This is a genomic window from Undibacterium sp. MH2W, from assembly GCF_049340215.1.
GTDB lineage: Bacteria > Pseudomonadota > Gammaproteobacteria > Burkholderiales > Burkholderiaceae_D > Undibacterium.
This window is the reverse complement of the sequence record NZ_JBMPPA010000003.1, coordinates 280,097-301,802: the sequence shown is the minus strand read 5'-3', so window position 1 is coordinate 301,802 and position 21,706 is coordinate 280,097. Positions and strand designations below refer to the sequence as shown.

Genomic DNA, 21,706 nt, shown 5'->3' with positions numbered 1-21,706 from the left:
TCGTCTCCAGTAGAAGCCTCGGTATCCGCTCCGGCGGTTCATCCCCATCGGCATGGGGAACACTTTTCCGCATCATCCCGCGTACTCAAAACCTCCGGTTCATCCCCATGGGCATGGGGAACACTCGTTGCTCACGAACAGAAGGCGACTGACAATCGGTTCATCCCCATGGGCATGGGGAACACTTCTTGACCTCTGATCTGAAGAACGCCCCGAACGGTACATCCCCATGGGCATGGGGAACACTCTTTGCGAACCTCAGCAACTGCCTGCGGACTCGGTTCATCCCCATGGGTATGGGGAACACAGGTTATGCAACGTGCGCGTCGGTGCGTCTCGCGGTTCATCCCCATGGGCATGGGGAACACTACGTCAGCACCCCTCCGACATCTTTGTATGTCGGTTCATCCCCATGGGCATGGGGAACACTTCGCCCTTGATCGTTACAAGACCGATGCGGTCGGTTCATCCCCATGGGCATGGGGAACACTAAAAAGTCACATTGAAGCATGGGCATCATCCCGGTTCATCCCCATGGGCATGGGGAACACCCCTGTTTGGTCGTTCACTGTCAACGAGTTAGCGGTTCATCCCCATGGGCATGGGGAACACGAAAGCAGTATCTGCAATCATTGCTACAGTTTCGGTTCATCCCCATGGGCATGGGGAACACTACAGCGTAATCAGAAGAAATGTTGCATTTCTCGGTTCATCCCCATGGGCATGGGGAACACACCGGATAGCATTTACATTCGCCTCATAAAGGCGGTTCATCCCCATGGGCATGGGGAACACTACCATCAATAGCTGTAGAACCTGCAACAGATAGGTTCATCCCCATGGGCATGGGGAACACAAGCCCAGGAACGAGCAAGGCGGTGTTATCTGCGGTTCATCCCCATGGGCATGGGGAACACTGGGGTCACACTGGCCGCGATGTATCGCCAGGCGGTTCATCCCCATGGGCATGGGGAACACGGCGACCAATGGATCACGACGAACGATGACGACGGTTCATCCCCATGGGCATGGGGAACACTTGCGCGCCTGCGCTTCGTTCGGGTAGCGCGTCGGTTCATCCCCATGGGCATGGGGAACACAATCGGCGGGGGCGGGGCGTTGTCGTTCGCGCCGGTTCATCCCCATGGGCATGGGGAACACAGCAATCAAAACAATCTCAGCGGGGGCGGTGGCGGTTCATCCCCATGGGCATGGGGAACACTTGTGCCGAACCGTTGTTAATGACTCAGTTTCTGGTTCATCCCCATGGGCATGGGGAACACAGTCCCTAAGATTAGAGCAAATTTACTTATCTCGGTTCATCCCCATGGGCATGGGGAACACACGTGCTGAAGACTACAACGAATTAGCGATACCGGTTCATCCCCATGGGCATGGGGAACACGAATACCTCGATAAAGCTAAAACCGTAAGCGGCGGTTCATCCCCATGGGCATGGGGAACACAGTTTAACAACTGGCAAAAACTAAAGAAGGAGCGGTTCATCCCCATGGGCATGGGGAACACGGAATATCACCAAGGTGATAAGCCGCGCCGACCGGTTCATCCCCATGGGCATGGGGAACACATATCTAGGCGCAAACCATACGACAGCACATGCGGTTCATCCCCATGGGCATGGGGAACACAGATACGTTATTTGTCCAATATGGAAGCCCAAACGGTTCATCCCCATGGGCATGGGGAACACTGCACTTCACTGCTGGAATGAGCGTAGGAGGTCGGTTCATCCCCATGGGCATGGGGAACACAATTCCCGTAAAGCTTTTTCCAATATTTAAGACGGTTCATCCCCATGGGCATGGGGAACACTCGAGGGCGATGCGGATTTCAAAGATGTTAGACGGTTCATCCCCATGGGCATGGGGAACACGTCCTCACTTTCGTGGTGTGTGTCGGATATATCGGTTCATCCCCATGGGCATGGGGAACACGCTTCGCTGGTATTCGAAGCCATCGAAGGCGGCGGTTCATCCCCATGGGCATGGGGAACACGGCAGCGGGATCGTGTGCGGAAATTTGCCGCCCGGTTCATCCCCATGGGCATGGGGAACACGTTAAAAATTCTCGATGAATTAAAACAATACTCGGTTCATCCCCATGGGCATGGGGAACACCGACTGGCCGACCATTTCGGGAGTAATGACGACGGTTCATCCCCATGGGCATGGGGAACACACCATTGAACCGATAGTCGTCCCGTTCGGCCAGGGTTCATCCCCATGGGCATGGGGAACACTGCTTACTGGGTGGGCGAAGGTGGTGCGCCGACGGTTCATCCCCATGGGCATGGGGAACACCTTACCACTTTCTGAGTAATTTGCTCGCCATACGGTTCATCCCCATGGGCATGGGGAACACTGTCCATTCGCTTTACGTGGTGGCGTTTTGCGCGGTTCATCCCCATGGGCATGGGGAACACACCAAATATAATCGATTGATTATTAAGGATAAAAAAGACCTCCGCAATTCTACCGATTTTTTTCTGCGTTTTTCTGAATTTTTAAAGATCGCTGACTTACTTAATTTTGACGATTTACGTCACTTAGTTCAGGTAAAAATGAAACGAGTTTTGTACCATCCATTTCAACAGGTATTCGTCTGTTGCTGCCTGTTGTGACAAAATCGAATCCGGCTTCATTGTTGGTGCGCCAGGCCATGACTGCATTCCCTTCTTCGATTCCTTCGGTGACCTGATCCCAGATGTGTTCGCGAAGACGTCGGGAGTAATTGCCAACATACACACCGGCACGAATTTCCAGCAACCAGATAGCTAGCCTGCCACGCAAACGTGGCGGCGCATTTTCAAGAACGATGACCAACATCGCCGATACTCTCTGGGTTAGGAATTGCAGGAGCAATAGATTCTTCAGGTAATTCTGGAGGAGTAAGCCCACCCTCAGAAAGAATGGTTTCTATATCCGGAATAATACGTTCGAGTAGCCTGCTTTGTCGAAATGCATCGCGGCAGCGGATCCTCACCTCACGTTCGAGATTCTGGCCAGGCTTGGCAGCGACGCTAAATGCGATCGGAACTACGGTATCAAATTTATATAAATCGGCAATATCGTAGACAAACGAGAGCGGCTTACCGCTATGGATAAAGCCAATTGCAGGTGCATAACCGGCAGCAAGAACCGCTGCTTCTGTCACGCCATACAAACACGAAGTCGCAGCAGAAAGACAGCGATTGGGTATATCTGCAGCATCCCAATCCTGACGGTCATAATTGCGCGCTTTCCAATCTACCCCATACTGCTGGGCAAGCAGTTGATAAGATGCCCTTACTCTGGCACCTTCGATGCCACGCAGTTGTTCTACGCTGCGTCGTTGTGGGGGTTCTTCACCAAAACGTAATTTGTACATCGCTCTGACTACTTTCAGGCGCGCATCGTCATCAAGCGCAAGTTTTGCCTGATACAGCAAGCGATCAGCACGTGCACCACCCGGCTGCCCCGATGAATAGACCCTTACGCCCCCTTCCCCTATCCATACCAGTAAGGTGCCAACACGTGCAGCCAGCGCGCAGGCTGAATGAGAGACGCGGACACCCGGCTCCAGCATCAGGCAAGCAACGCCACCAACCGGGATGTGCATACGCACACCTGTAACGTCTACCGCCACAAAGGCGCCGTCGAGTACGTCGAGCTGACATTTTTCGACGTACAGAACGGATAGCCGCTCTTTAATTGGAATGGGCTTTAATGGTGGAAGCATCAATCAACTTTCAATTTTCAGCTTTTTCACGAGAAGCAAACCACAGCCAAATGCTTTGGCATGCCCAATACCGTGAAAAAGCGTGTGCTGAAATAGTTCATGGTCAGTAACGATCAATTCCCCGGAAAAATCCACGGTGCTAAAACGGATCTCTCGCTTATCCGCCCTGTGCTGCTGGTAGGCATTAACATTCGCCGCGACGATGCTGAAGCCGAGGCGGTCTGAACGACTTTGCAGCCAATCGAGACAAGTTTGCTGTGTCAAATCGTAAAGCAGAGGCTTACCTTCGTCTTGCTTCAAATCTCGCCACGTCGCATCTTCAGTCAGTCCATGCTCAAGCAGAAAACGCTTCTTGGCATCTATGACAACATCATGTCGCTGAGGTTTACCTTTGTCGTTTGTTTTGGTGACAACTGGATTAGCACGCAATTGAAACGATAAATGCTGGCCATCTGATAATTGCGGAGCGTAAGGCTGGCTCTGTACTTGCCATATATCACTAAACGCAACAGGCTCACGCTTTGAGACGATATAAAAGCGGGGCGTCACTTCCTGATCATAGCGACGAAAAATAAAATCGCGTTGCTGATCCTGATTGCTGGGAAAAAATTTCCATAGCCATTGATGTTCGGCGTAGGCTGCTGACTGCGCCATTTCATACGCAGCCTGTCGCAAGTTCACAGGGGTAATTACACTAAAATACATGGGACTCATTCCTTCATTAAGGCGATGTGTTCGCTTCTATCTGCAAATAGCCAACCCTGGCGGGTGATCAGTTGATCTTTGCGGGTGATACTGAAGTCACGCAGCACCCCCATCGTCGCTAAATCATCCACGCCAAAATCATCTCCCCAGACAATTTTTTGAATAGTGATCTCATTGCCCGCAGGAGGCGATACTGAGCTTGCCTGCCACAGTGTCACCAGTTGTAGCTGATAAGTGGATAAAGCAGTTGCAACTGTTGACACATCTAAAATACAAGGATGCAGAGGTGCGGCAACAGGACAGGATTTGCGTCCCAGATAGAGCATATATCTGGGCTTCTTCAATGCTTCCGCCAACTGGACTAATGCGTAAGGCGCGTCTGCATTTGCCTGAACTGCAACCAGGACAGAAGCATCCTGACGATAATCACGGGTGGATAAAATCGTGTTGAGGTCTTGTTTGGGCAACGACAATTCATCACGACGCGTGGCATGTGGCCGCTTTTTTAGGTCCGTGCGGCTGGGGACTTGCGCGGTATGGTAATCACGCAATAGTCGACCGGTACTCACTACACCAATCGCGACACGATAGTTATTACACAAAGCCATGTGCGCCGCATGATCATTCCTGTCTATGCCCAACGCAGCAGCCAGCAAACCATAGATGGCGGATTGACCTGGGTAATCCGCGCTGGGGCGATACTCGCCGACAGCCACTCCCCCCCAGGCCGCCATGGTACCTTGCAGCTGAAAAATCAAAGTCTCCATGATTTACTCAACAATAAATTCAGCAACTTCGCTCAGGCTGCCTGTTCCTGCTTCTACATTGAATTCCTTTACGGCATCAGCACAGTCGCCGTACACGGTATTAAAGTTATTACGCTGCCGGTTCAATTCAGTCACTGCACGGTTTAAGGTATCAGGGTCTTTCACTGGCTTGAGAAAAGCCTGCACCAGTGAACGGGGCTGTTGATCGCCTTTTTCAGCGAGTACATACCCAGCGTAGGCTCTTGAGGCAAAACTATTTTGTTTGCCAGTCGGTGATACTTTGGTGACAGCATGCAGCAATGCCTTGAGTGCCTGCTGTGTCAATTCTGTATCGCCTCCCAGATTTTTTAATAGCAAGGCGCGGTCAATGCAAAGGTACAAATAAAATACCCCTGCGCCAAACCCGGTTTCACCGATATGCGCAGCACCTTGGTCTGTCTCGCCCTTATTCAGATCATCAACAGCCGTAAAATAATCATCCTCAATGGCTGCTTTGTGTACAGTGATCGCATGAGCGACCTGCACCGCTGCCTCTGTATTAAAAGCTGGCGATGCAGCCAGCATACGACCGAACATGGCGATATCGGCGGCGCTATGCTGCTTGCGCAATAATTTCAGTTCTTCGTCGGTGGGCGCTTCCTGAGTTGCCACCAGTTTATCCACTAAGGTGGCGATCGCCTGTTCTTCCTCAGGATTGAAGTGCACCAGTTGCTCAACATGCAGGTCTTCATTCCCTTCATTCTTTTTGTCTGCTTTTAGTTTTCCGAATTGGCTGGCTATGGCTTTTGCCCATTCGCGCGCATTTTTTTCGCTGACACCTTGCTTTGCGAGAGTCTGATGGACATGCACCCCCATTTCTTTAGTGCGAGTCCCGATATGTCCTTTCAAGACAGACTCAAAAATATCTGAAGTACGCCAGGCACGCTTGAGGCTTTGCGAAGAAATACGCAAGCGTGCAGAGTCTCCCACCACAGCTGTTTTTGGGCGACCGGTATCATCACGGTTCAGATTGGATGGTGGGAAGCTGGTCAGGATATGTAATTGAATATAACGGGACATGTTTTTTCCTTGATATTGATATGTTGTTCGCAAATAACTTCGGGGATTAAGCATTTTGTTTGACAGGCCAGCGGTAGTCATATGCCCACCGTTTTTTTGTGATGTCATCCCACCAGTAGATATCGTGAGCCAACTGATAAACATTCACCTGATTTTTGATCAGCGGAAGCGTACGGCGCAAACTGACGAATAAATCATCCACATCCATATCGTCAATTTTCAACAAGCCCCGGAATCGAAGTTCTGAAACCAAGGGTTTATCACCTGCCAAGACTGACATCCTTACCGCAACGGCGTCCTGATCATCAGTTATCACATGCGCCAATAAACTCGCAATAGCGGCTAATTTATCTTTTTGCGTGCTTGTCGATTCAGCAGGCCAGCGATGTGCAAGCATGAAACGATAAAAACGCCCATAAGCCGGACTCAGACTCACTTCATCTAATGTGGAACAACGACGCAGCATGGCACGGCTGGCACGGTCATCTTTCAGGTCAACCCACCATTGATGCAACGTCTGCCCTAAATGACTCTCAGGACTGAAACTGATTTTTTCTTGCATAGTTAATACTCCTGCAAATACGATTCCGTTTGTAAAATGGTCAATAATTGAGCACCGATCAGACCAAAGCACGTCACCGTCATTCACTTTCAATTGGTATAAATTGGTATAAACGGTGCTGCCAAACTTTCACTCTCTGCTTACCTGTTACTTCTTTGTTTTTGGATTTTTTTTCACGCTGCCTGATTTGCCCTGCTTGCCCGGGTCTTCTGATTGATTCGCTATTGGAATCTGCAGAATTGTTTTGATCGCTTTACCAGATAAATTTCTTTCCAGACCTTTATAGGCTTCTGCAATTCGCCGTGGATTTTGTTGTGCGATGGCGCCTGCACCAACAATATCAACGTTAAATAAGTGCAAAGATTTTTTAGCTAACACGCTAAGCCATTCCTCGCCAAAACTGATGAGGAAATGACTGTCGTCTTCATTGATACCATTTTCAGAATGTGCTTGCCGGATCAATTTTTCCAGATTGCGATAAAAATCTGGCTCAGTACCATCCCAAAAAGCTTTATCCACGAAACTTAAATCGCCCCGCAAATCGCTGTCCCCAAACCAAGCCTGCTTGACCGCCTGACGTAAGTAAAAAATAGCCTGCTCTGCTGATTCAATCAGACGTTTGACAAAATCATGAAAATTCTTCTGGGTAGCTCGATCGCAATCACTAAGCCGATATAAAGGAAACCGGGTTTCATACCAACAGCGTGGTTTCATGTTATCCATGTCATAGCCAAACACCCATAAACGCAAAGCTCCCGTTTTATTCCGGCGCTGCCGTTCAACATAATTCACGATACTTGCTGCCTGCACATTTTTTTTATTGTGCGAAGTGCCCACCACCCAGGACAACCAATGTTTATAGCTGAATCCATCGGGCTGCGGATGCACGGGCAACCAGCCTTCCTTTGTCTCATAGTAGGGTGAAAATGGATGGTGCCATGGCCCTTTGTAATTCAAACCCTGCGGCCTGGTCAGATAACGATGTATCAGTTTAGTCGATTCACGCTTACATATATCGCACTGCCCCGTCTGGGCACTCGCAAAATCAAGGCGGATGCGGCGAGGCATGGCCCAGAACACATGATGAGGATGGGTTTGCAGCGGCTGAGTCTCCCCACCTGCAATCTGAATTTTGGTGATATCAGCCAGCCATGGAAATGTGAAGTGGGCTGCTGTTTTCTGTGCATCGCCGCCCTGCTCCAAAAAAAGGCTTTGCGGCTTTACGTTCAGCCACAAGTCGTGCCACAGGCTGCGCGAGGGCCTCGCCACCACAAGCGTGGTCAACGGGCCACCGCCACGTAAGCTGGTACGGTTTCCTGCACCGCCGGCTGGCGCATTAGTTTGCAAGGTCATCAAGGCAGTTGCGGCACAATGCGGGCACATCGCATTAAAAATGTGGCGCTTAACAAAGTGATCGGTATTTTTATCAATCGTCGAGCCACCAGCGGCATCAATCAATAGTGCGTCTATCGCACATTCTGTACCCGCTGCCAAACTAAAATCCTGCATAAAGCGTGCGCCATCGCCATCCAGGATAAAGGCATCAGAAACGGGGGCAAACCATTTTTTCAGCAAATCAGTATTTGGCGGCGAATCGACAAAATCTTCCCAATCTCCCTCAGTATTTACGGGCGAAGTTGTCTGCAGCAGACCAACCATCATTTGTGCCAGTGCACCATTAAAATCAGACCGGTTAGCAGCAAAGGCAAGGATATCGTCCTCAACTATCTGACAAGGCGCGATCCAGTCAATGTAGCCAGTCTTGCGGCGAACTGGCAGCCATTTTTCTTCCAACAAATTCATTCGTCTATTTCTCCCTTTTGAACTTTCTCTATCCGCAATCCAAAATTTTCGTCATACAGCCAGGTCAGCAGCTCTGCTTTTCTCCCCAACTTTTCATTTGCCGCTGTCCATGCCTGCCCTTTCCATACAGCATCGGTTTGCTGCGACAAAGCTAATAAGCCACACCATTTCCCCTCACCCGGCAAAGTTTTTTGTAATCGGTCATAAGCTGTGCGCGCAAAAGGTTCTGAAGGCGGGTCAATCCGCGCCAATAAGCGTGCTGCGACCTTCACCATACTGTATGACCAGACGCCACTCGCCCATGGCTCCAGCTTATTGCCGGCCCATTTTGCCAACATGATCTCTGTCGTTTCTTCGCCAAGACGAGAGGGTGTTTTGGCTTCACTCCACCAATCGCCGATATCTCCGCGCTGGTAACCTGCCGATATTTTGAGGGTGTTTTGCTGAGCCAGACTGGCTTCTGACATATGCTGGCCTTGCGCCTTTAAGGAACTAACCGTCAGTGACGTGGGCAATACGGTATCTTTCGAAAAAACCTGCTCAATCATCCTCCGCGCATCAGTTGGCATCGTAAAGCAGCCTTTCTGTAAAACCTGTGCACTGAGCCATAATTGCCCATGGTTTTTATATACGTATTGGCCGGTTTTAAATACAGCGCCATACCAGTCTGCTTTGGGCTGCACTGTCCATGCAGGTGCGAATACCCATAAGCATGCAGCGGGGCGACCATCCTTTGCATCCACTTCGGTGATGCGCCTACCCTGCGCATCACGTAAATGACGTTGCAAGCGCCCTGCTCTTTGAAGTATGCGGTCTATCGGTGCAAGGTCAGTGATGAGAATATCGAAATCCACGTCCAGCGACTGTTCTGCGACCTGAGTTGCTATCATCAAGCGACCTTGCCTGTCTTCAGGTGTACTTTCCCCGCCGAAAGAATGCAATACCTGAGCTTCTTTGTTTAGCCTGTCCTGCAAAGAAAAGCGAGCGTGAAATAAGGTAATTTTGTCTGACGGAACGTTGACTGAAAACCGCTCGTAAGCTGCCATTGCATCAGCGACCGTATTACGAATCCATCCTACACATTGCCCTTGCCTTAAAGCAGCATCAACATGTGCGTAAATAGTATCAATATCGGATTCGTAATGTACCTGTACCGTCCGAGAGACATTCGCCCGCGAGGAAAGCGCGGTTTCACTGAGCCTCGCCTGACCGTCATACCAACAAGTCGCTAACGGATAATCGATGGAGTTGACAAGCGGAATGCTTGTTTGATTACGTCCTCTGGCATAAGCGCTGATCAAGCTCTGCTTCATGTCTGCCGGCAAAGTGGCGGAAAGCAAAATCACAGAACCATTTGTACGCGCATGAAAATTCAGCAGCACTTCTAATACGCCTTGCATATAGGCGTCGCAAGCATGAACCTCGTCGATGATCAATACTTTGTTATACAAACCGAGTAAACGCAAAGACTGGTGCTTGCTATGTAGAACAGCAAGTAATGCCTGATCAATTGTGCCAACACCTGCAGATGCGAGTAGAGCCCGCTTGGTGTGATCTGCCAACCATGCCGTGCAACGGGCAGAAGCTGTTTCATCTGACTGAGTAGGATCATTCTCAGATTCGTCCTCAGGTAAAACAGAAATAGCAAATTTATCGACCAAAGTTTTGAAACCATGTGCCAACGTTAAGTTCGCATTTCCCTCAAAAAGCTTCCTGTAGACATCTGCGATCCGATGATACATGGCATTCGCTGTTGCCATCGTCGGCAACCCAATAAAAAAACCCTCTGCCGCACCTTGCGCCATTAAGCGATAAGCCAGCATGAGCGCCGCCTCTGTTTTACCTGCGCCAGTTACGTCTTCTAGTAAATAAATTTGCGGAGACTGCGGAATGGTTACCGTAGCTGCCCAATGCTGTAATGGTGATGGCTCATCTATATACGTGAAAAAGTCTCGTATCTTTTTCCCTGGCCTAACTGCGGCAGGTAACACACCCGATTGTGCTAGTGCGATTTCCGCCTTATCCTTTGCTACTTGCCAGTAGGAATCTAAGTCTTGAACCTGCTGCTGGTAAGGAAAGAACTTTGTATTAGACCCTAGCCAATCAGCAAGCACGGTCAAGCCAGCAAACCACCAGGACAGCATATGACTATTTGTTTCAAAATCAGCTTTTGTTTGAGTAGGAATATGCTTTGATTCTTCGCTTAATAGAAGGCTTGCCATTGACTGCACAAAATTAGCAGCAGCCTGCTTATCACTCCTGAGAAAAAACGAATTTACCTTACCATTTGCTTTTGGTGGCATACCATGATGCCCAGTAACTGCCTGCATCCAGCTTCGCAATCCTCGTTGAGTGCGCGAAGAATTATCAATGCCAATTTTAGTTAATATCTCGTCCTCGACTAGATCGTCATCCCATAGCCAAAAGCCCAATGAGTCATGACGCTCGGAATATATTTTCCCAGGATTAGCGCGCCGATGCTGCAAAATCGCTATCAGATCCTCACGTTGCGACTGAAATGCCTCACTGAATTTTCCAAGATCATGCAAAGCTAGAAAAAAAGCTGCCCACTCTAAAAATGCTGACTCTGAGCAATTCAATAATTTGCTAGCTGCTTTAAGAAGATTTTGAGAATTTCTTAGGTAGATGACACCTACGGCTGCCACGTCCAATGAATGGAATACTAACAAATGGTATTTGCGGCAACACAATGATGAGGGTTTAGCTTTACCCCAATAATGGAAATACTGACCAGATCCGTCTGTCATTTAACTAAACTCTATCAATTTGTATTTTTATGTACGTGCTAGTCCTTCCTTATTTGAAATAAGAACAACTAACTAGCGACCTCCAATCTAATTGCAATAATGATATTTGTCAATATTGAATTATTTACTAAACCAAGTGTCCCTGAAGCTGCAATTTTCAAGTAGAAAAATTTATTTCAGTCGATCGATAGTTGCATGCCGATTAATAACTTATTTACCCCCTGCCACAATAATTTATGGCACCCTGCTGGGAAAACTCTTATTTCGTCATGTGCCAAACTAAGAAAAACAAAGACAATAAATTGACAAAAGTACGTTTTGTTGGTGCAACGTAGGTACGCAGAAAAGCATGCCTTGTGCACCCTAGATTTGCAAAGTCGACGATGCTTCTTTTAACTCAAATAGCACCGCATTGAAAAATAAACTTAACCAGTGAATTGTGAAACAAGCATAGGTGCCCCTCTAATACATTCCGAAAAATCGTGAAATATCAAATTTAGGGCCCTTGACATAACTCCGGTATTAAAGATAGCTCCTCGACGTGCCGCTGAGTCCTCCAATCCATATACGAAAATAATGTTGAGTAAGCCGTCAGATTCCGTTAGCGTAGATCGATCAGCAATATCAACGTTAAGGAGCTTACAGCGCTGATTTAACGTCGTATTTTCGTCAAACAATGGAGCAAAATCGATCAAAAGCAACCCACATTGAAGAAGAGAATTCCTCATTTGATTTGCATGATCACGTAATCTCCCGATGTTAAGCTCTAATTCTGCGATCCAACTCGTATAAAATAGGCCGCAACAACCTTTAAGGTTTTTAATAATCACGCGATGATTCTCAATCTCGCTATTACATATATCTAACAACTCACACGCATTTTCTGCATTACGACGCATCATATTTAAGGCTATAGATGCCTCAAGATAACTCATTCTTTCATTGCGATCATCAGTCATGACAGAATTCCATATATATTGACTACCAGCGCCAGCTAATTTATTGTGCAATTCATTTTTCATTACCTTCTCTCCACAGATTTAATACATCCTCATAGTCCAATTCGCATTCAGCCATTGGGCAATGAACTACGATCTCGGCCGCTAAATTCATTGCATCATTAAACGGCAAATGATCATCGCGAATAAATACGAAGGCCAGATTTAAGGTGCGACCGATCTCATTTAACGGGTATCCTTCAGCTATATCTAACATTGCCAAGTCAACACGTAGTCGAGCCAGTAATTCTGATTTCGTTGGAATCTGTTGGCCTTTAATAAGTATTTTTGTCATGGATACTGGATTTGCTACTGCTACCTCTGCTACTTTCGCTTCAGGTTTTAATTCGAAAATTTTATATGTAGCAGATGTAGCAGCTGTAGCATTAGCGGAGCTCAAGAAACCTTTCCTCATAAGATCTACCAGTGCCATGATCAAGCCTCTAACAGATGTGGGTTGACTCGAACCTCTTGTTTCTTCCCATTTTGAACCAAGCTGATACGCGCATGATTAATAAGCTCCTTGAGGGCGCTATCTCGCTTTGCCTTGTTTCGTAATTTGTAAGGTGCAAATTGGGACATGATGCGAGTCGATATCTTATTGACATTATTTTCCTTACAGTATTTAAGCAACCAATCATCCAACTTTGCTGCATCCGCCAACTCCTCGGGCAAAGTAAGTTCACCCAAAAATCTCAGTGCCTCATTTAAGTGCCAGGCAGCGATTACGCTTGCCGATTCAAAATGGGTCATACAGATCCCACCTAAGCCGCCATCAACTATATGAAAAAGTGCAGCTATCCTTGCCGCGTTATCTGCTATTTTGCTCGCTACGTCTCGTATGTCTTGAAGTTCGCCACCCACCCCTAATGCTGTCTCAATTTCGTCATGAAATTTAATCCATGCCGCTTTTGCCTCGGGCGAAAGAGACAGCATTGCAGTATCCAAGCCGCCACTCTCGTTGATTGGCACAGACACTTGCAAGATACGATTAATTTCCTGATGAAATTTGCTCAATGCAGGCATCTCTTTTGGCGGCTCACTAAACAATCTTGTGCCTTGAGTTGACTCTGGATGGGCCATCAAAAACCGCGCCAAAAAACCTGTACCACGTGCGAGTGTTCCTGTCCGGTTAATAAAATCAAGTAATGCTGACTCTTGCACTTGAAGAGACATCGTTAAACGCGCGCCATCGACGATATAGGACTCACCCCGACGATCGAATGTAAGCTTTGTTGCATCCCATAGCTGATTCAAGTTAGCAAGAGTGCGTAACTGAGAATCTTTTCCCATCCCATGACTCCCAAAAACTGCTCCTGCTTCAGACGAAATCACGCCGCCTGACGGCCACCTGGTACCCAAGGCATAGGTTAACGCTTCGGGAGTAAAGTCAGAGTAAATAAGGCGAGGTACGCGCGGAACTTCCAGTTCAGTCAACTCATGTTTTACCAAATCATGCTCCAATTGCCTTAAGACAACTGCATCGGATTTTTTACTTTTAGCTTCGTGCTTAATGGCTTCGAGCAGACCTGACCGAGTAGCATCCCATATGGCTTTTTCCGCATTAAATTCACGTACTACTAGTTTTGCGTCCAGTTGTTGCTGATTTTCATATTCACGAATAGCCTTACTGAATATTCCATCGCAAGTAGATTTGCGTTCACCACTTTCTGCAATAACTAAAAAATATAAGCTGATGGGACCAGTTAATTTTTCAGCCCTTTGAACGTCATAATGCGCCTGTGCCGCAAGGCTAAGATTAGCCATTGCTGAACACGCAACCATAGCGATTGGTGCCTTCGTAAACCCCTGGACCTCCTTCACTGCGTTCATGATAACTTCAGGTAAAACGTCAACCGGATACGGTACCTCCGCAGCGCTCCGAATTAATTTTTCGGGTAGTGGCCAAACACAGTCATCATTGACTTTTTCGATTAAAGCCCTCACCGAATTCAGACCTTCTGAGATATGAAGATCATTAAAGTCCGTAAATTTATCACCCTCATTTTGAAACTTCGGAACTGCAAAGTGGGCAGACGCTGAAAGAGCTGCTGCAGTGGCGGCAAGAACCCCAGTGTTTTTCCCAGTTTTCAATTCTGTAGCTTTGTCATTATCGGCACAGATAATGATCGTAATTTCGGGACCAAGCTTTGCACGCAGAACCGAAGTCACTGCCTCCAAGTTTCCAGCATTGAACGCGACGGCAACGGGTAAACCCGTAGCCTCATGCAAGCTAGCTCCTGTAGCAAAGCCTTCACATATCAATATTTTAGAATTCGGTTTGCCACCAAAGCCGTGATAGCAGCCTTTAATTTTCCCGTCAGTTTTAAAGCGTTTGATTCCGTCAGGGGTAATAAATTGCAAGCTAGTCAGGCGACCAAACTCATCGCGTATGGGTACTAATAAGGTCTTATCAGCGAGCTCCCGAGCACCAAACGGATTGATCCCTTTACTCAAACAATATGGGTTCGATGCTGGCGCTGGTTTTGCCATCTCCCATATCTCTAAACTTGATTTTGCAGCCGCATCTTGCGCTCGCATCCGTTCCTCATCTGCTTGCGCCTTAGCTTGCTGTACGAGTTCTGTGTAACGCATCCATGTATCAGGGCTTACTTGATCTTTACTCCGACTACACCATTTTTCTGAAATTCCCTTACGCCAGTCACCATAAGCGCCAGCAGCAATACACCCATCATCATATAAAACATACCACCCACTCTTTGAGGTGCCTTTATCTTCAGATGTAGAGAATCGGTGCAAGTTACCATCGCAAATAATTTCTGATGGTTTAAGTTGTTGCGCAGCCATAGCATCCATAATGCCAAAAGCACGTTCTGAAATTGCTAAACCCACATGCCACCCCGCAATGAAATGAAAACCGCAACGGAAGCAAAAAGCCTGAGATCTGGGTTAACTTCCCAAAAAAGCAAAAGCGATAAAAGACACCCTTTCATTTACTCACCTCCACTTTGTAATTTAAGGGGTCAGCAAAAAATTTGTGTAATTCACGATTTGAGTATGCAGTGCAACGCTCTGAGAATTTGATTGGCTGAGGAGCACGGCCAGCCTTCACAAGCTGACGGAATTTTTCCCTGCACATTGGCGCGAAAGGAGCAATTTGATTCCAACGGCTCATGCCATCGACTGGAAGAGTTTGATTGGGGACTAAGTTAAGTTGATTTTTCATCTTGCGTATCTTTGAACGTTACCGCCGAGGCATGGCGGGGTCTGACAAAGATAATTATCTGCAAGGATAAAAAATAGTTAGGTGAGTTAAGAAAACTCACCTAACTGATTAATTTAACAACTAGGACAGTTGTAGAATATGTATATTCGGAAGTGCACCAAAATGTCTATTATTCAGATGAATTTGCCGGGAGATTTGAAATAATCGTAGGTGCTCCACCGCCCTTATTCCAATTAGCAACAGTGCAAATTCTCTCTTTTGTTCCATTCTCGAATTCCGCATACTCCGGGAAGGTATCTAAAATCGTCAGAAGGTTTTTCTTTACCGATTTTCCGTTATTGAAACGGTTAGGATCTTTACTTGCTTTCATCCAGAGCTTATTCGCTGCAATTAACTCTGGTGGCCTCATATGATGATCATCAGGTATAAGCGAAACAAGGCTAGCATTTGCTAATAATTTTCTTTGCTCTTCAATTTCAATTTGAGCATTTTTTAGCAAACTCTCCGTTTGAAGCAGCCTTTCCCTAAGCTCGGTATCTGCTAGCTCAATAGAAATCCTTTGGTCGTAATTTTGATTACTTTTAGCTACAAATAAATTAACATTTTCCCGCTCAAATCTTTCAACTTCCTCGTTAAGAAATACAACATAACCAAATTCGCCTATTTCATCATCTCCACAATTAAAATAAATGCGTTCGTCCAATCGCCACATTCTGCCACCCCACTCAGTCGATGGGCGCTCCTCTCTAACGTGGTATGCAGCAAGTTCAAACGGAACCTGTCGCTGAAAACGTAAGTAGTAATATCCATTTACTTCTGTAGCCCGAAAATTCTCGTCGAATTCACTTTGTATTTGGTAACGGGTCCATTCCAAATAATCATGTTCCTTAGCGACTAATGACCAGCGAGGTTTCTGATCACTTGATTCAAAGACGTCATACATTCCGAATAAAAATATCGAAGGAAATAACCTTTTATCAGCTACAAGATGAAATAAATCAGTTTTATCAATTTGCCAGTGAGCCAACAATTCGCTAAAAGTTAAATGCCCCTTAATGGTTGATGTCATTCATTCCTCTACACCCTTTTATATGAGAATCATGTCAGAAGCAGAAAAGGCTACTGCTTTTTTCCAAGAATCTAGTAGACATGATTAATTTGCGTAACCTAAAAGCAAAGCAATGTTTTGATGCGATTCGTTTAAGCAGCGTTTTTTTCAAATGAAGCAATAATCACATTACCACGCTCAATTTGCTCCAAATAATCAGCATAATGCTGCATCATTTCTCTCCTTTCTTCTAAGAATTCTTCACGATCGTATGCGCCACCATAAGCTTCTCCCGAAGCATGTGATAGTTGCCGCTCTATTCGGTCGATTGGATATTTCAGCGTTTTCAAAACGCCTTTACCAAGAGATCTGAAACCATGGCCAGTCATCTGCCCGCCATACCCCATTCGCTTCAAAGCTTGCAAGATCATGCCGTTGCTTAACGGCTTTTCATGATCGCGACGATTCGGAAATAGGTACTTGCTTCCGCCGGTATATTCGTGCAACTCCCTCAACATCTCCCATCCTTGACGGGGCAAAAATGGATTATGGTCGACCATGCGGGGGTTAATTCGCTTCGCTCCCATCTTCATTCGTCGCCATGGGATTACCCATTTTTCATTCTCAAGATCAATTTCGCTCCAAGGTGTTTCTATCAACTCACTGGTTCGAACGAAGGTAAGTAGCATCAGGCGTAAAACAATTCGATTGGGCGGGTACATACGCCCCTCATTTTTACCGATAGCCTTTAACAACGCCGGAAGTTCAGCTACGGTAATCGCAGCATGATGTCCTTTTGTCCTTGGCTTCAAATGATCTTTTAAGGCAGGTATCGGGTCATACTTTCTAAGCCCTTTGACAATCGCATACCGGAATACACCGCTAGCTAGAGCAGCGATGCGCTTTGTTACCTCTAACGCACCGCGTTTTTCTACTTGCTGCAATACTTCGAGCATCAGTGGCGTCTCTATTTCTGAAATGGGAAGCTTGCCAATCTGAGGAAATAAGTCCCTCTCCATCGCCTTTATATTCTGTTCAGAAGTCTGCGGTTGCCAGGCACTTTCAGCTTTTTTCTTATGCCACTCCCTTGCGATCACTTCAAACGTATTGGCTGCTACTATATTCGCCGTCCGCTTTTTGTCGTCTCGGTCTTTGGCTGGATCAGTGCCTTCGCTAAGCAATTTTCGGGCGGCGAGACATTTCTCCCTTGCTTCGGCTAACGAGACAATCGGGTACTCACCAAATGTTAAGCGATTATTTTTCCCGTTAGCCTGCCGATAAGCCATACGCCAGCGTTTTTTACCATTCGGCATTATTTCGAGGGAGAGGTTGTTTCCATCAGCTAAAGAATAAGATTTATCCTTTGGCTTTGCATTTCGAACTTGAATGTCCGTGAGTGGAGTAGCTAGTTTTGGCATTTTGCATCCATGGTTTTGTATCACTATGTATATGGATGCAAGGATGGGTGCAAAAAGTGTGGTTGTCAATGGGCAAACTTAGGCACTACTGACGTAAAAAAACCCCTAAGTGTTTGATTTCTTAGGGGTTTCTAGGCAAACTTTGCTAAAGTTTGCGACATTCTTGGCGGAAGGTGTGAGATTCGAACTCACGAAGGCTATAACACCTCGCCAGTTTTCAAGACTGGTGCATTCAACCGCTCTGCCAACCTTCCAAGCCTTACATTATAGCTTGAGTTCGCATGCCAGACAAGTGCTGAGGCGCAATTCACAGAGAAAATGGTGTATTTAACAGCACGGGGATGGCTTCTGGGCTGACGGGGCGGGAGAACAGATAGCCTTGGATTTCATTACAGCCGGCATTTTTGAGGTAGTCGAGTTGCGCTTGCGTCTCGACGCCTTCGGCGACGACATTGAGATTGAGTTGACGGGCCATCATGATGATGGCACTGGCGATGGCACAGTCATTGGCATCGTTGGGGATGCCTTGAACGAATGAACGGTCGATTTTGAGCGATGTGATGGGGAATCGCTTGAGGTAGGAAAGACTGGAGTAGCCTGTTCCAAAATCGTCTAGAGCAAGGCTCACATCGAGGGAGACGATTTGTTTCATGATCGAAATAACGCCCTCGACATTTTGCATCAGCATACTCTCAGTGATTTCGAGTTCTAACCAGTGCGGTGAGATTTGGTACTGATGTAAGACATAGGCAATTTGCTGCGGCAAGGCTTCGGTGAAGTCGCGTGCGGACAAGTTGACTGCCACCTTAAAGGTCGGCAATCCTTGTTCCTGCCATTGCTTGGCCTGTTTGCATGCGGTGTGCAGCACCCATGTGTCGATTTCTTGAATCAAACCAGACTCTTCTGCCACACCAATAAACTCGACCGGTGGAATCAAACCTCGCTCTGGATGCTTCCAACGCAGCAGCGCTTCCACGCTGATTAATCGTTGGGAATGGACGTCGATTTTAGGTTGGTATTGGAGAAAAAATTCATTGTCTTTTAATGCTTTGCGTATCGCCGATTCAAAGAATAATTTTTCTGCGATATGGACGTTCACTGCCTGATCATAGAATGCGTAATTGCCGGTCAGTGAATGGCCCGTTTTTTTGGCCTGAAACATGGCAATGTCGGCGCTTTGCAGGAGTGAATCGGCATCTTGTCCATCGGCAGGAAAAATACTGATACCAATGCTTGCGGATATACGCAGATCGTGGCTTTCAACGGAAAACACGGCCTCAAGGGAGTCGAGAATTTTTTGCGCAACTAAACTCGCATCCGAATGCGTGGCGATCTCTGGCAGAGTTACGGAGAATTCATCGCTGCCCAATCGTGCGACGATATCTTGATCACGCAAGACACTTTTTAGCCGTTGGGCGACATCAACAAGGAGCATATCGCCCACACGATGACCCAGCATATCGTTGATCGGTTTGAAACGATTGAGGTCGATAAACAATAGCGCAGATTGCATTTGCTTGCGCTGTGCGAGCTGCAACGATTTATCGACCAATTGGATATACAGACTTCTGTTTGGCAACTTAGTCAGGGTATCGAAATAAGCAAGTTGGTTGATTTTTTCTTCTGCTTCTTTGCGATGGGTAATATCGCTCAGATAACCAACGATACCTACTGGCTGTGAATCTAAGCCTGCGATCACCGATAAAGTTAAACTCGCCCAGAAGACATCGCCGTTTTTCCGCCGACGGCGCACTTCCATCTCATTGGCGCCATTGGTCAGAAAATCATCGAGAATATCCTTGCCCTGTCCGTTCTCTTCTTCGTCTTCGTATAAAAATAAAATATTACGACCAAGAACTTCGCTAGCGGCATAGCCGAACATTTTTTCTGCGCCACGATTCCAGCTCAGAATAAAACCAGCCAAATCCATGATGATGACTGACTCATGAATCTGATCCAGAATCTGTGTTTGCAGCATGTGCTCACGGAGATTCAGTGCGTGTTTTTGATCCACATCTTGGCGCAACTTAAAAAGACGCGCCGTCATTCCTGCTAAAAAATTAAGGTGATGGAGATCGGATTCGTCGTACCGGCCGTTTTTGCCAGAGAGCACATAGTAAGTGTCAGCAGAGATCGGGCATGTGAAATCGGTCTCCCCCGTCGATACGGAGGAAGACGACCGCTCAAAGCGCAATGCATCATGCTTTAAAAAATTTCGAATTAAACGATTAATTTCGACTTCAAGAGCGTCACCGTCAAAGCTTAAAATCGCCTCACTTAAGGACACACCAAAATCAATATCATTTAACGCCGAAACCATGTAAGTCATTAAGCTTCCCGGCAAACCTGATTAACCCAAACATATGCCTGGAAAAGGCTATCTTCGAAAGTTTCAAAGGTAATTTCTGCGCGTTTCATCGCTGTCTCGATCTCGACGGTGTGTGGACGGTCAGCAAGTTCAACAAGGCGTAATTGGCTACCTAAAGAACCCGTGCGATGCAATAGTGCCGCAACGACTTCGTCTTTCAGATTCAGAGGGTGTAACACTTCTTGTAAGCCACTACCAAAGAGTTTATCCAGCAATGAGAACATTCCCACCATGAACGCTGCGTCTTGCTCGTCTTTATTGCCACCTTGTTTTTGGCATAAAGCTTCCATCATTGCTGCGCGGAAGGCGGCGCGTGGCATCAATGGGTTCAGCGCGCCCACCGAATCATTGGGGCGCGTATAGAGCAAGAGCTGCAACCAACGCTGCAACTGCCGACGTCCCAATAAATTAATTGCCTGACCAAAGCTCGTCACTCGCACTGTCTGCGCAAAAGCAGCCGAGCTCACCAGTTTAAATAACATGAAGGACAAACTTGGGTCTTGTCTAAACAACTCTTCGAGCTCGTGAGAGTCCGCATCACGCGAGACGAGACTCAGGAGCTTTAATAGTCGAGTGCGAACCGTGCCATCAGAGGATCTATTGGCCACTGGTGGGTTAAATGCATACTCACCGGAGAACATTTTAAAACCGGCTTGTATCGCTTGGTCTAACGATGCAGCATTGCCGATGTTTTTAGCGAGATGCTGGCCGCTACTGAGACGGGTCGTCCAAGATTTTGCAAAGAACGGTAAGGCTTTACTTGCGTCCATCGCGAAAACTTTGGTATCACTCCACGCTAGTTCTAATGATGAGGCAAAATCATCGGTCAGAATCTTAAAACCATTGGTTGCAAAGTGCTTTAATAAAGATTGATTGTCTTTCGCAGCGCAGATGGATTCGGGGATGCACAAGAAAAATTTGGCGGCTGGAATGCGCGTGTGCAGGTCGGTAGGAAGTGCCTGCAGGTCGTTGACTGTGATCATCCAAGACACACCACCTAGCGCATCAAAAAACTCTTTTTCTCTCCAAGATTGCAATGTCGCAACCACTTGGCTGACTGGCACCGATCCAAAGTCCGGTTGAATTGCAGTGAGCTTCTGCAAGCCGTTCATGACGGGTAAAAAAGTAGTAACCCCAAATTCTTTCATTATCATTTTTTATTCTACAATGGCGATTGACGGTCTAAACACGTTCTTGTTTTAAACTATATTGCTCAAGATCTTTGCGTCATTGCACCACAAAGTGGATGTTTCTTTCAAACAATCTCCTGAGACAATAACTGTAC

Annotated in this window: 16 protein-coding genes, 1 tRNA gene and 1 CRISPR repeat array; all 17 genes read right to left on the bottom strand. The window is 47.0% G+C overall.

What is annotated here, in order from left to right; all coding sequences use genetic code 11:
* Positions 1-34 precede the first annotated feature (34 nt).
* A CRISPR array of direct repeats spans positions 35-2,443; the repeat unit is 29 nt; unit sequence CGGTTCATCCCCATGGGCATGGGGAACAC.
* A 100-nt stretch (positions 2,444-2,543) separates the two neighbouring features.
* The 17 genes from cas2e to ACO0K2_RS09245 all read right to left on the bottom strand — a co-directional run bounded on the left by cas2e (position 2,544) and on the right by ACO0K2_RS09245 (position 21,575).
* Positions 2,544-2,846, bottom strand: a complete 303-nt coding sequence (cas2e, locus tag ACO0K2_RS09325) for a type I-E CRISPR-associated endoribonuclease Cas2e (RefSeq protein WP_423018008.1) — start codon at positions 2,844-2,846, stop codon at positions 2,544-2,546.
* Positions 2,827-3,738, bottom strand: coding sequence for a type I-E CRISPR-associated endonuclease Cas1e (gene cas1e, locus ACO0K2_RS09320; protein ID WP_423018006.1), 912 nt, complete (start codon positions 3,736-3,738; stop codon positions 2,827-2,829). Before cas1e ends, cas2e begins: the two co-directional genes overlap by 20 nt.
* Before the next feature lie 3 nt (positions 3,739-3,741).
* Positions 3,742-4,443: a type I-E CRISPR-associated protein Cas6/Cse3/CasE gene (gene cas6e, locus ACO0K2_RS09315; protein WP_423018004.1), complete on the bottom strand. Its 702-nt coding sequence runs from the start codon at positions 4,441-4,443 to the stop codon at positions 3,742-3,744.
* A gap of 5 nt (positions 4,444-4,448) precedes the next feature.
* Positions 4,449-5,210, bottom strand: a complete 762-nt coding sequence (cas5e, locus tag ACO0K2_RS09310; protein WP_423018002.1) for a type I-E CRISPR-associated protein Cas5/CasD — start codon at positions 5,208-5,210, stop codon at positions 4,449-4,451.
* Positions 5,211-5,213: 3 nt separating this feature from the next.
* Positions 5,214-6,269: a type I-E CRISPR-associated protein Cas7/Cse4/CasC gene (cas7e, locus tag ACO0K2_RS09305; RefSeq protein ID WP_423018000.1), complete on the bottom strand. Its 1,056-nt coding sequence runs from the start codon at positions 6,267-6,269 to the stop codon at positions 5,214-5,216.
* Between the two features lie 46 nt (positions 6,270-6,315).
* A complete protein-coding gene (casB, locus tag ACO0K2_RS09300) occupies positions 6,316-6,831 on the bottom strand; it encodes a type I-E CRISPR-associated protein Cse2/CasB (protein WP_423017998.1) in 516 nt (171 codons plus the stop codon).
* 147 nt (positions 6,832-6,978) lie between these two features.
* Positions 6,979-8,628, bottom strand: coding sequence for a type I-E CRISPR-associated protein Cse1/CasA (casA, locus tag ACO0K2_RS09295; RefSeq protein ID WP_423017996.1), 1,650 nt, complete (start codon positions 8,626-8,628; stop codon positions 6,979-6,981).
* A 2-nt stretch (positions 8,629-8,630) separates the two neighbouring features.
* Positions 8,631-11,402: a CRISPR-associated helicase Cas3' gene (cas3, locus tag ACO0K2_RS09290; protein WP_423017994.1), complete on the bottom strand. Its 2,772-nt coding sequence runs from the start codon at positions 11,400-11,402 to the stop codon at positions 8,631-8,633.
* Positions 11,403-11,827: 425 nt separating this feature from the next.
* Positions 11,828-12,424 carry a hypothetical protein gene (locus ACO0K2_RS09285; protein WP_423017992.1) on the bottom strand — a complete coding sequence of 199 codons (597 nt, stop codon included), beginning with the start codon at positions 12,422-12,424 and terminating at the stop codon, positions 11,828-11,830.
* Complete coding sequence (locus ACO0K2_RS09280) at positions 12,414-12,833, bottom strand: hypothetical protein (protein ID WP_423017991.1); 420 nt, start codon at positions 12,831-12,833, stop codon at positions 12,414-12,416. The genes ACO0K2_RS09285 and ACO0K2_RS09280 overlap by 11 nt, the downstream gene beginning before the upstream one ends.
* A 2-nt stretch (positions 12,834-12,835) precedes the next feature.
* The gene (locus ACO0K2_RS09275) at positions 12,836-15,253 is read right to left on the bottom strand and encodes a DUF3987 domain-containing protein (RefSeq protein ID WP_423017989.1); all 2,418 of its coding nucleotides are present in this window, start codon (positions 15,251-15,253) and stop codon (positions 12,836-12,838) included.
* Positions 15,254-15,350: 97 nt separating this feature from the next.
* Positions 15,351-15,587 carry a helix-turn-helix transcriptional regulator gene (locus ACO0K2_RS09270; protein ID WP_423017987.1) on the bottom strand — a complete coding sequence of 79 codons (237 nt, stop codon included), beginning with the start codon at positions 15,585-15,587 and terminating at the stop codon, positions 15,351-15,353.
* 169 nt (positions 15,588-15,756) lie between these two features.
* On the bottom strand, positions 15,757-16,656 hold the full coding sequence (locus ACO0K2_RS09265) for a hypothetical protein (protein ID WP_423017984.1): 900 nt from the start codon (positions 16,654-16,656) through the stop codon (positions 15,757-15,759).
* 131 nt (positions 16,657-16,787) lie between these two features.
* Positions 16,788-18,053, bottom strand: a complete 1,266-nt coding sequence (locus ACO0K2_RS09260; protein ID WP_423017982.1) for a tyrosine-type recombinase/integrase — start codon at positions 18,051-18,053, stop codon at positions 16,788-16,790.
* A gap of 164 nt (positions 18,054-18,217) precedes the next feature.
* Positions 18,218-18,307 (bottom strand) — tRNA-Ser (locus tag ACO0K2_RS09255).
* Positions 18,308-18,360: 53 nt separating this feature from the next.
* On the bottom strand, positions 18,361-20,382 hold the full coding sequence (locus ACO0K2_RS09250; protein ID WP_423017980.1) for a putative bifunctional diguanylate cyclase/phosphodiesterase: 2,022 nt from the start codon (positions 20,380-20,382) through the stop codon (positions 18,361-18,363).
* Complete coding sequence (locus tag ACO0K2_RS09245) at positions 20,382-21,575, bottom strand: EAL and HDOD domain-containing protein (protein ID WP_423017978.1); 1,194 nt, start codon at positions 21,573-21,575, stop codon at positions 20,382-20,384. The genes ACO0K2_RS09250 and ACO0K2_RS09245 overlap by 1 nt, the downstream gene beginning before the upstream one ends.
* Positions 21,576-21,706 lie beyond the last annotated feature (131 nt).

Excerpts from the sequence above, each read along its gene's own strand:
- cas5e (WP_423018002.1), bottom strand. The coding sequence starts at position 5,210 with ATGGAGACTTTGATTTTTCAGCTGCAAGGTACCATGGCGGCCTGGGGG.
- ACO0K2_RS09265 (WP_423017984.1), bottom strand. The coding sequence starts at position 16,656 with ATGACATCAACCATTAAGGGGCATTTAACTTTTAGCGAATTGTTGGCT.
- ACO0K2_RS09280 (WP_423017991.1), bottom strand. The coding sequence starts at position 12,833 with ATGGCACTGGTAGATCTTATGAGGAAAGGTTTCTTGAGCTCCGCTAAT.
- ACO0K2_RS09250 (WP_423017980.1), bottom strand. The coding sequence starts at position 20,382 with ATGACTTACATGGTTTCGGCGTTAAATGATATTGATTTTGGTGTGTCC.
- ACO0K2_RS09260 (WP_423017982.1), bottom strand. The coding sequence starts at position 18,053 with ATGCCAAAACTAGCTACTCCACTCACGGACATTCAAGTTCGAAATGCA.
- cas6e (WP_423018004.1), bottom strand. The coding sequence starts at position 4,443 with ATGTATTTTAGTGTAATTACCCCTGTGAACTTGCGACAGGCTGCGTAT.
- cas2e (WP_423018008.1), bottom strand. The coding sequence starts at position 2,846 with ATGTTGGTCATCGTTCTTGAAAATGCGCCGCCACGTTTGCGTGGCAGG.
- ACO0K2_RS09245 (WP_423017978.1), bottom strand. The coding sequence starts at position 21,575 with ATGATAATGAAAGAATTTGGGGTTACTACTTTTTTACCCGTCATGAAC.
- ACO0K2_RS09270 (WP_423017987.1), bottom strand. The coding sequence starts at position 15,587 with ATGAAAAATCAACTTAACTTAGTCCCCAATCAAACTCTTCCAGTCGAT.
- casB (WP_423017998.1), bottom strand. The coding sequence starts at position 6,831 with ATGCAAGAAAAAATCAGTTTCAGTCCTGAGAGTCATTTAGGGCAGACG.
- cas7e (WP_423018000.1), bottom strand. The coding sequence starts at position 6,269 with ATGTCCCGTTATATTCAATTACATATCCTGACCAGCTTCCCACCATCC.
- ACO0K2_RS09285 (WP_423017992.1), bottom strand. The coding sequence starts at position 12,424 with ATGAAAAATGAATTGCACAATAAATTAGCTGGCGCTGGTAGTCAATAT.
- cas3 (WP_423017994.1), bottom strand. The coding sequence starts at position 11,402 with ATGACAGACGGATCTGGTCAGTATTTCCATTATTGGGGTAAAGCTAAA.
- cas1e (WP_423018006.1), bottom strand. The coding sequence starts at position 3,738 with ATGCTTCCACCATTAAAGCCCATTCCAATTAAAGAGCGGCTATCCGTT.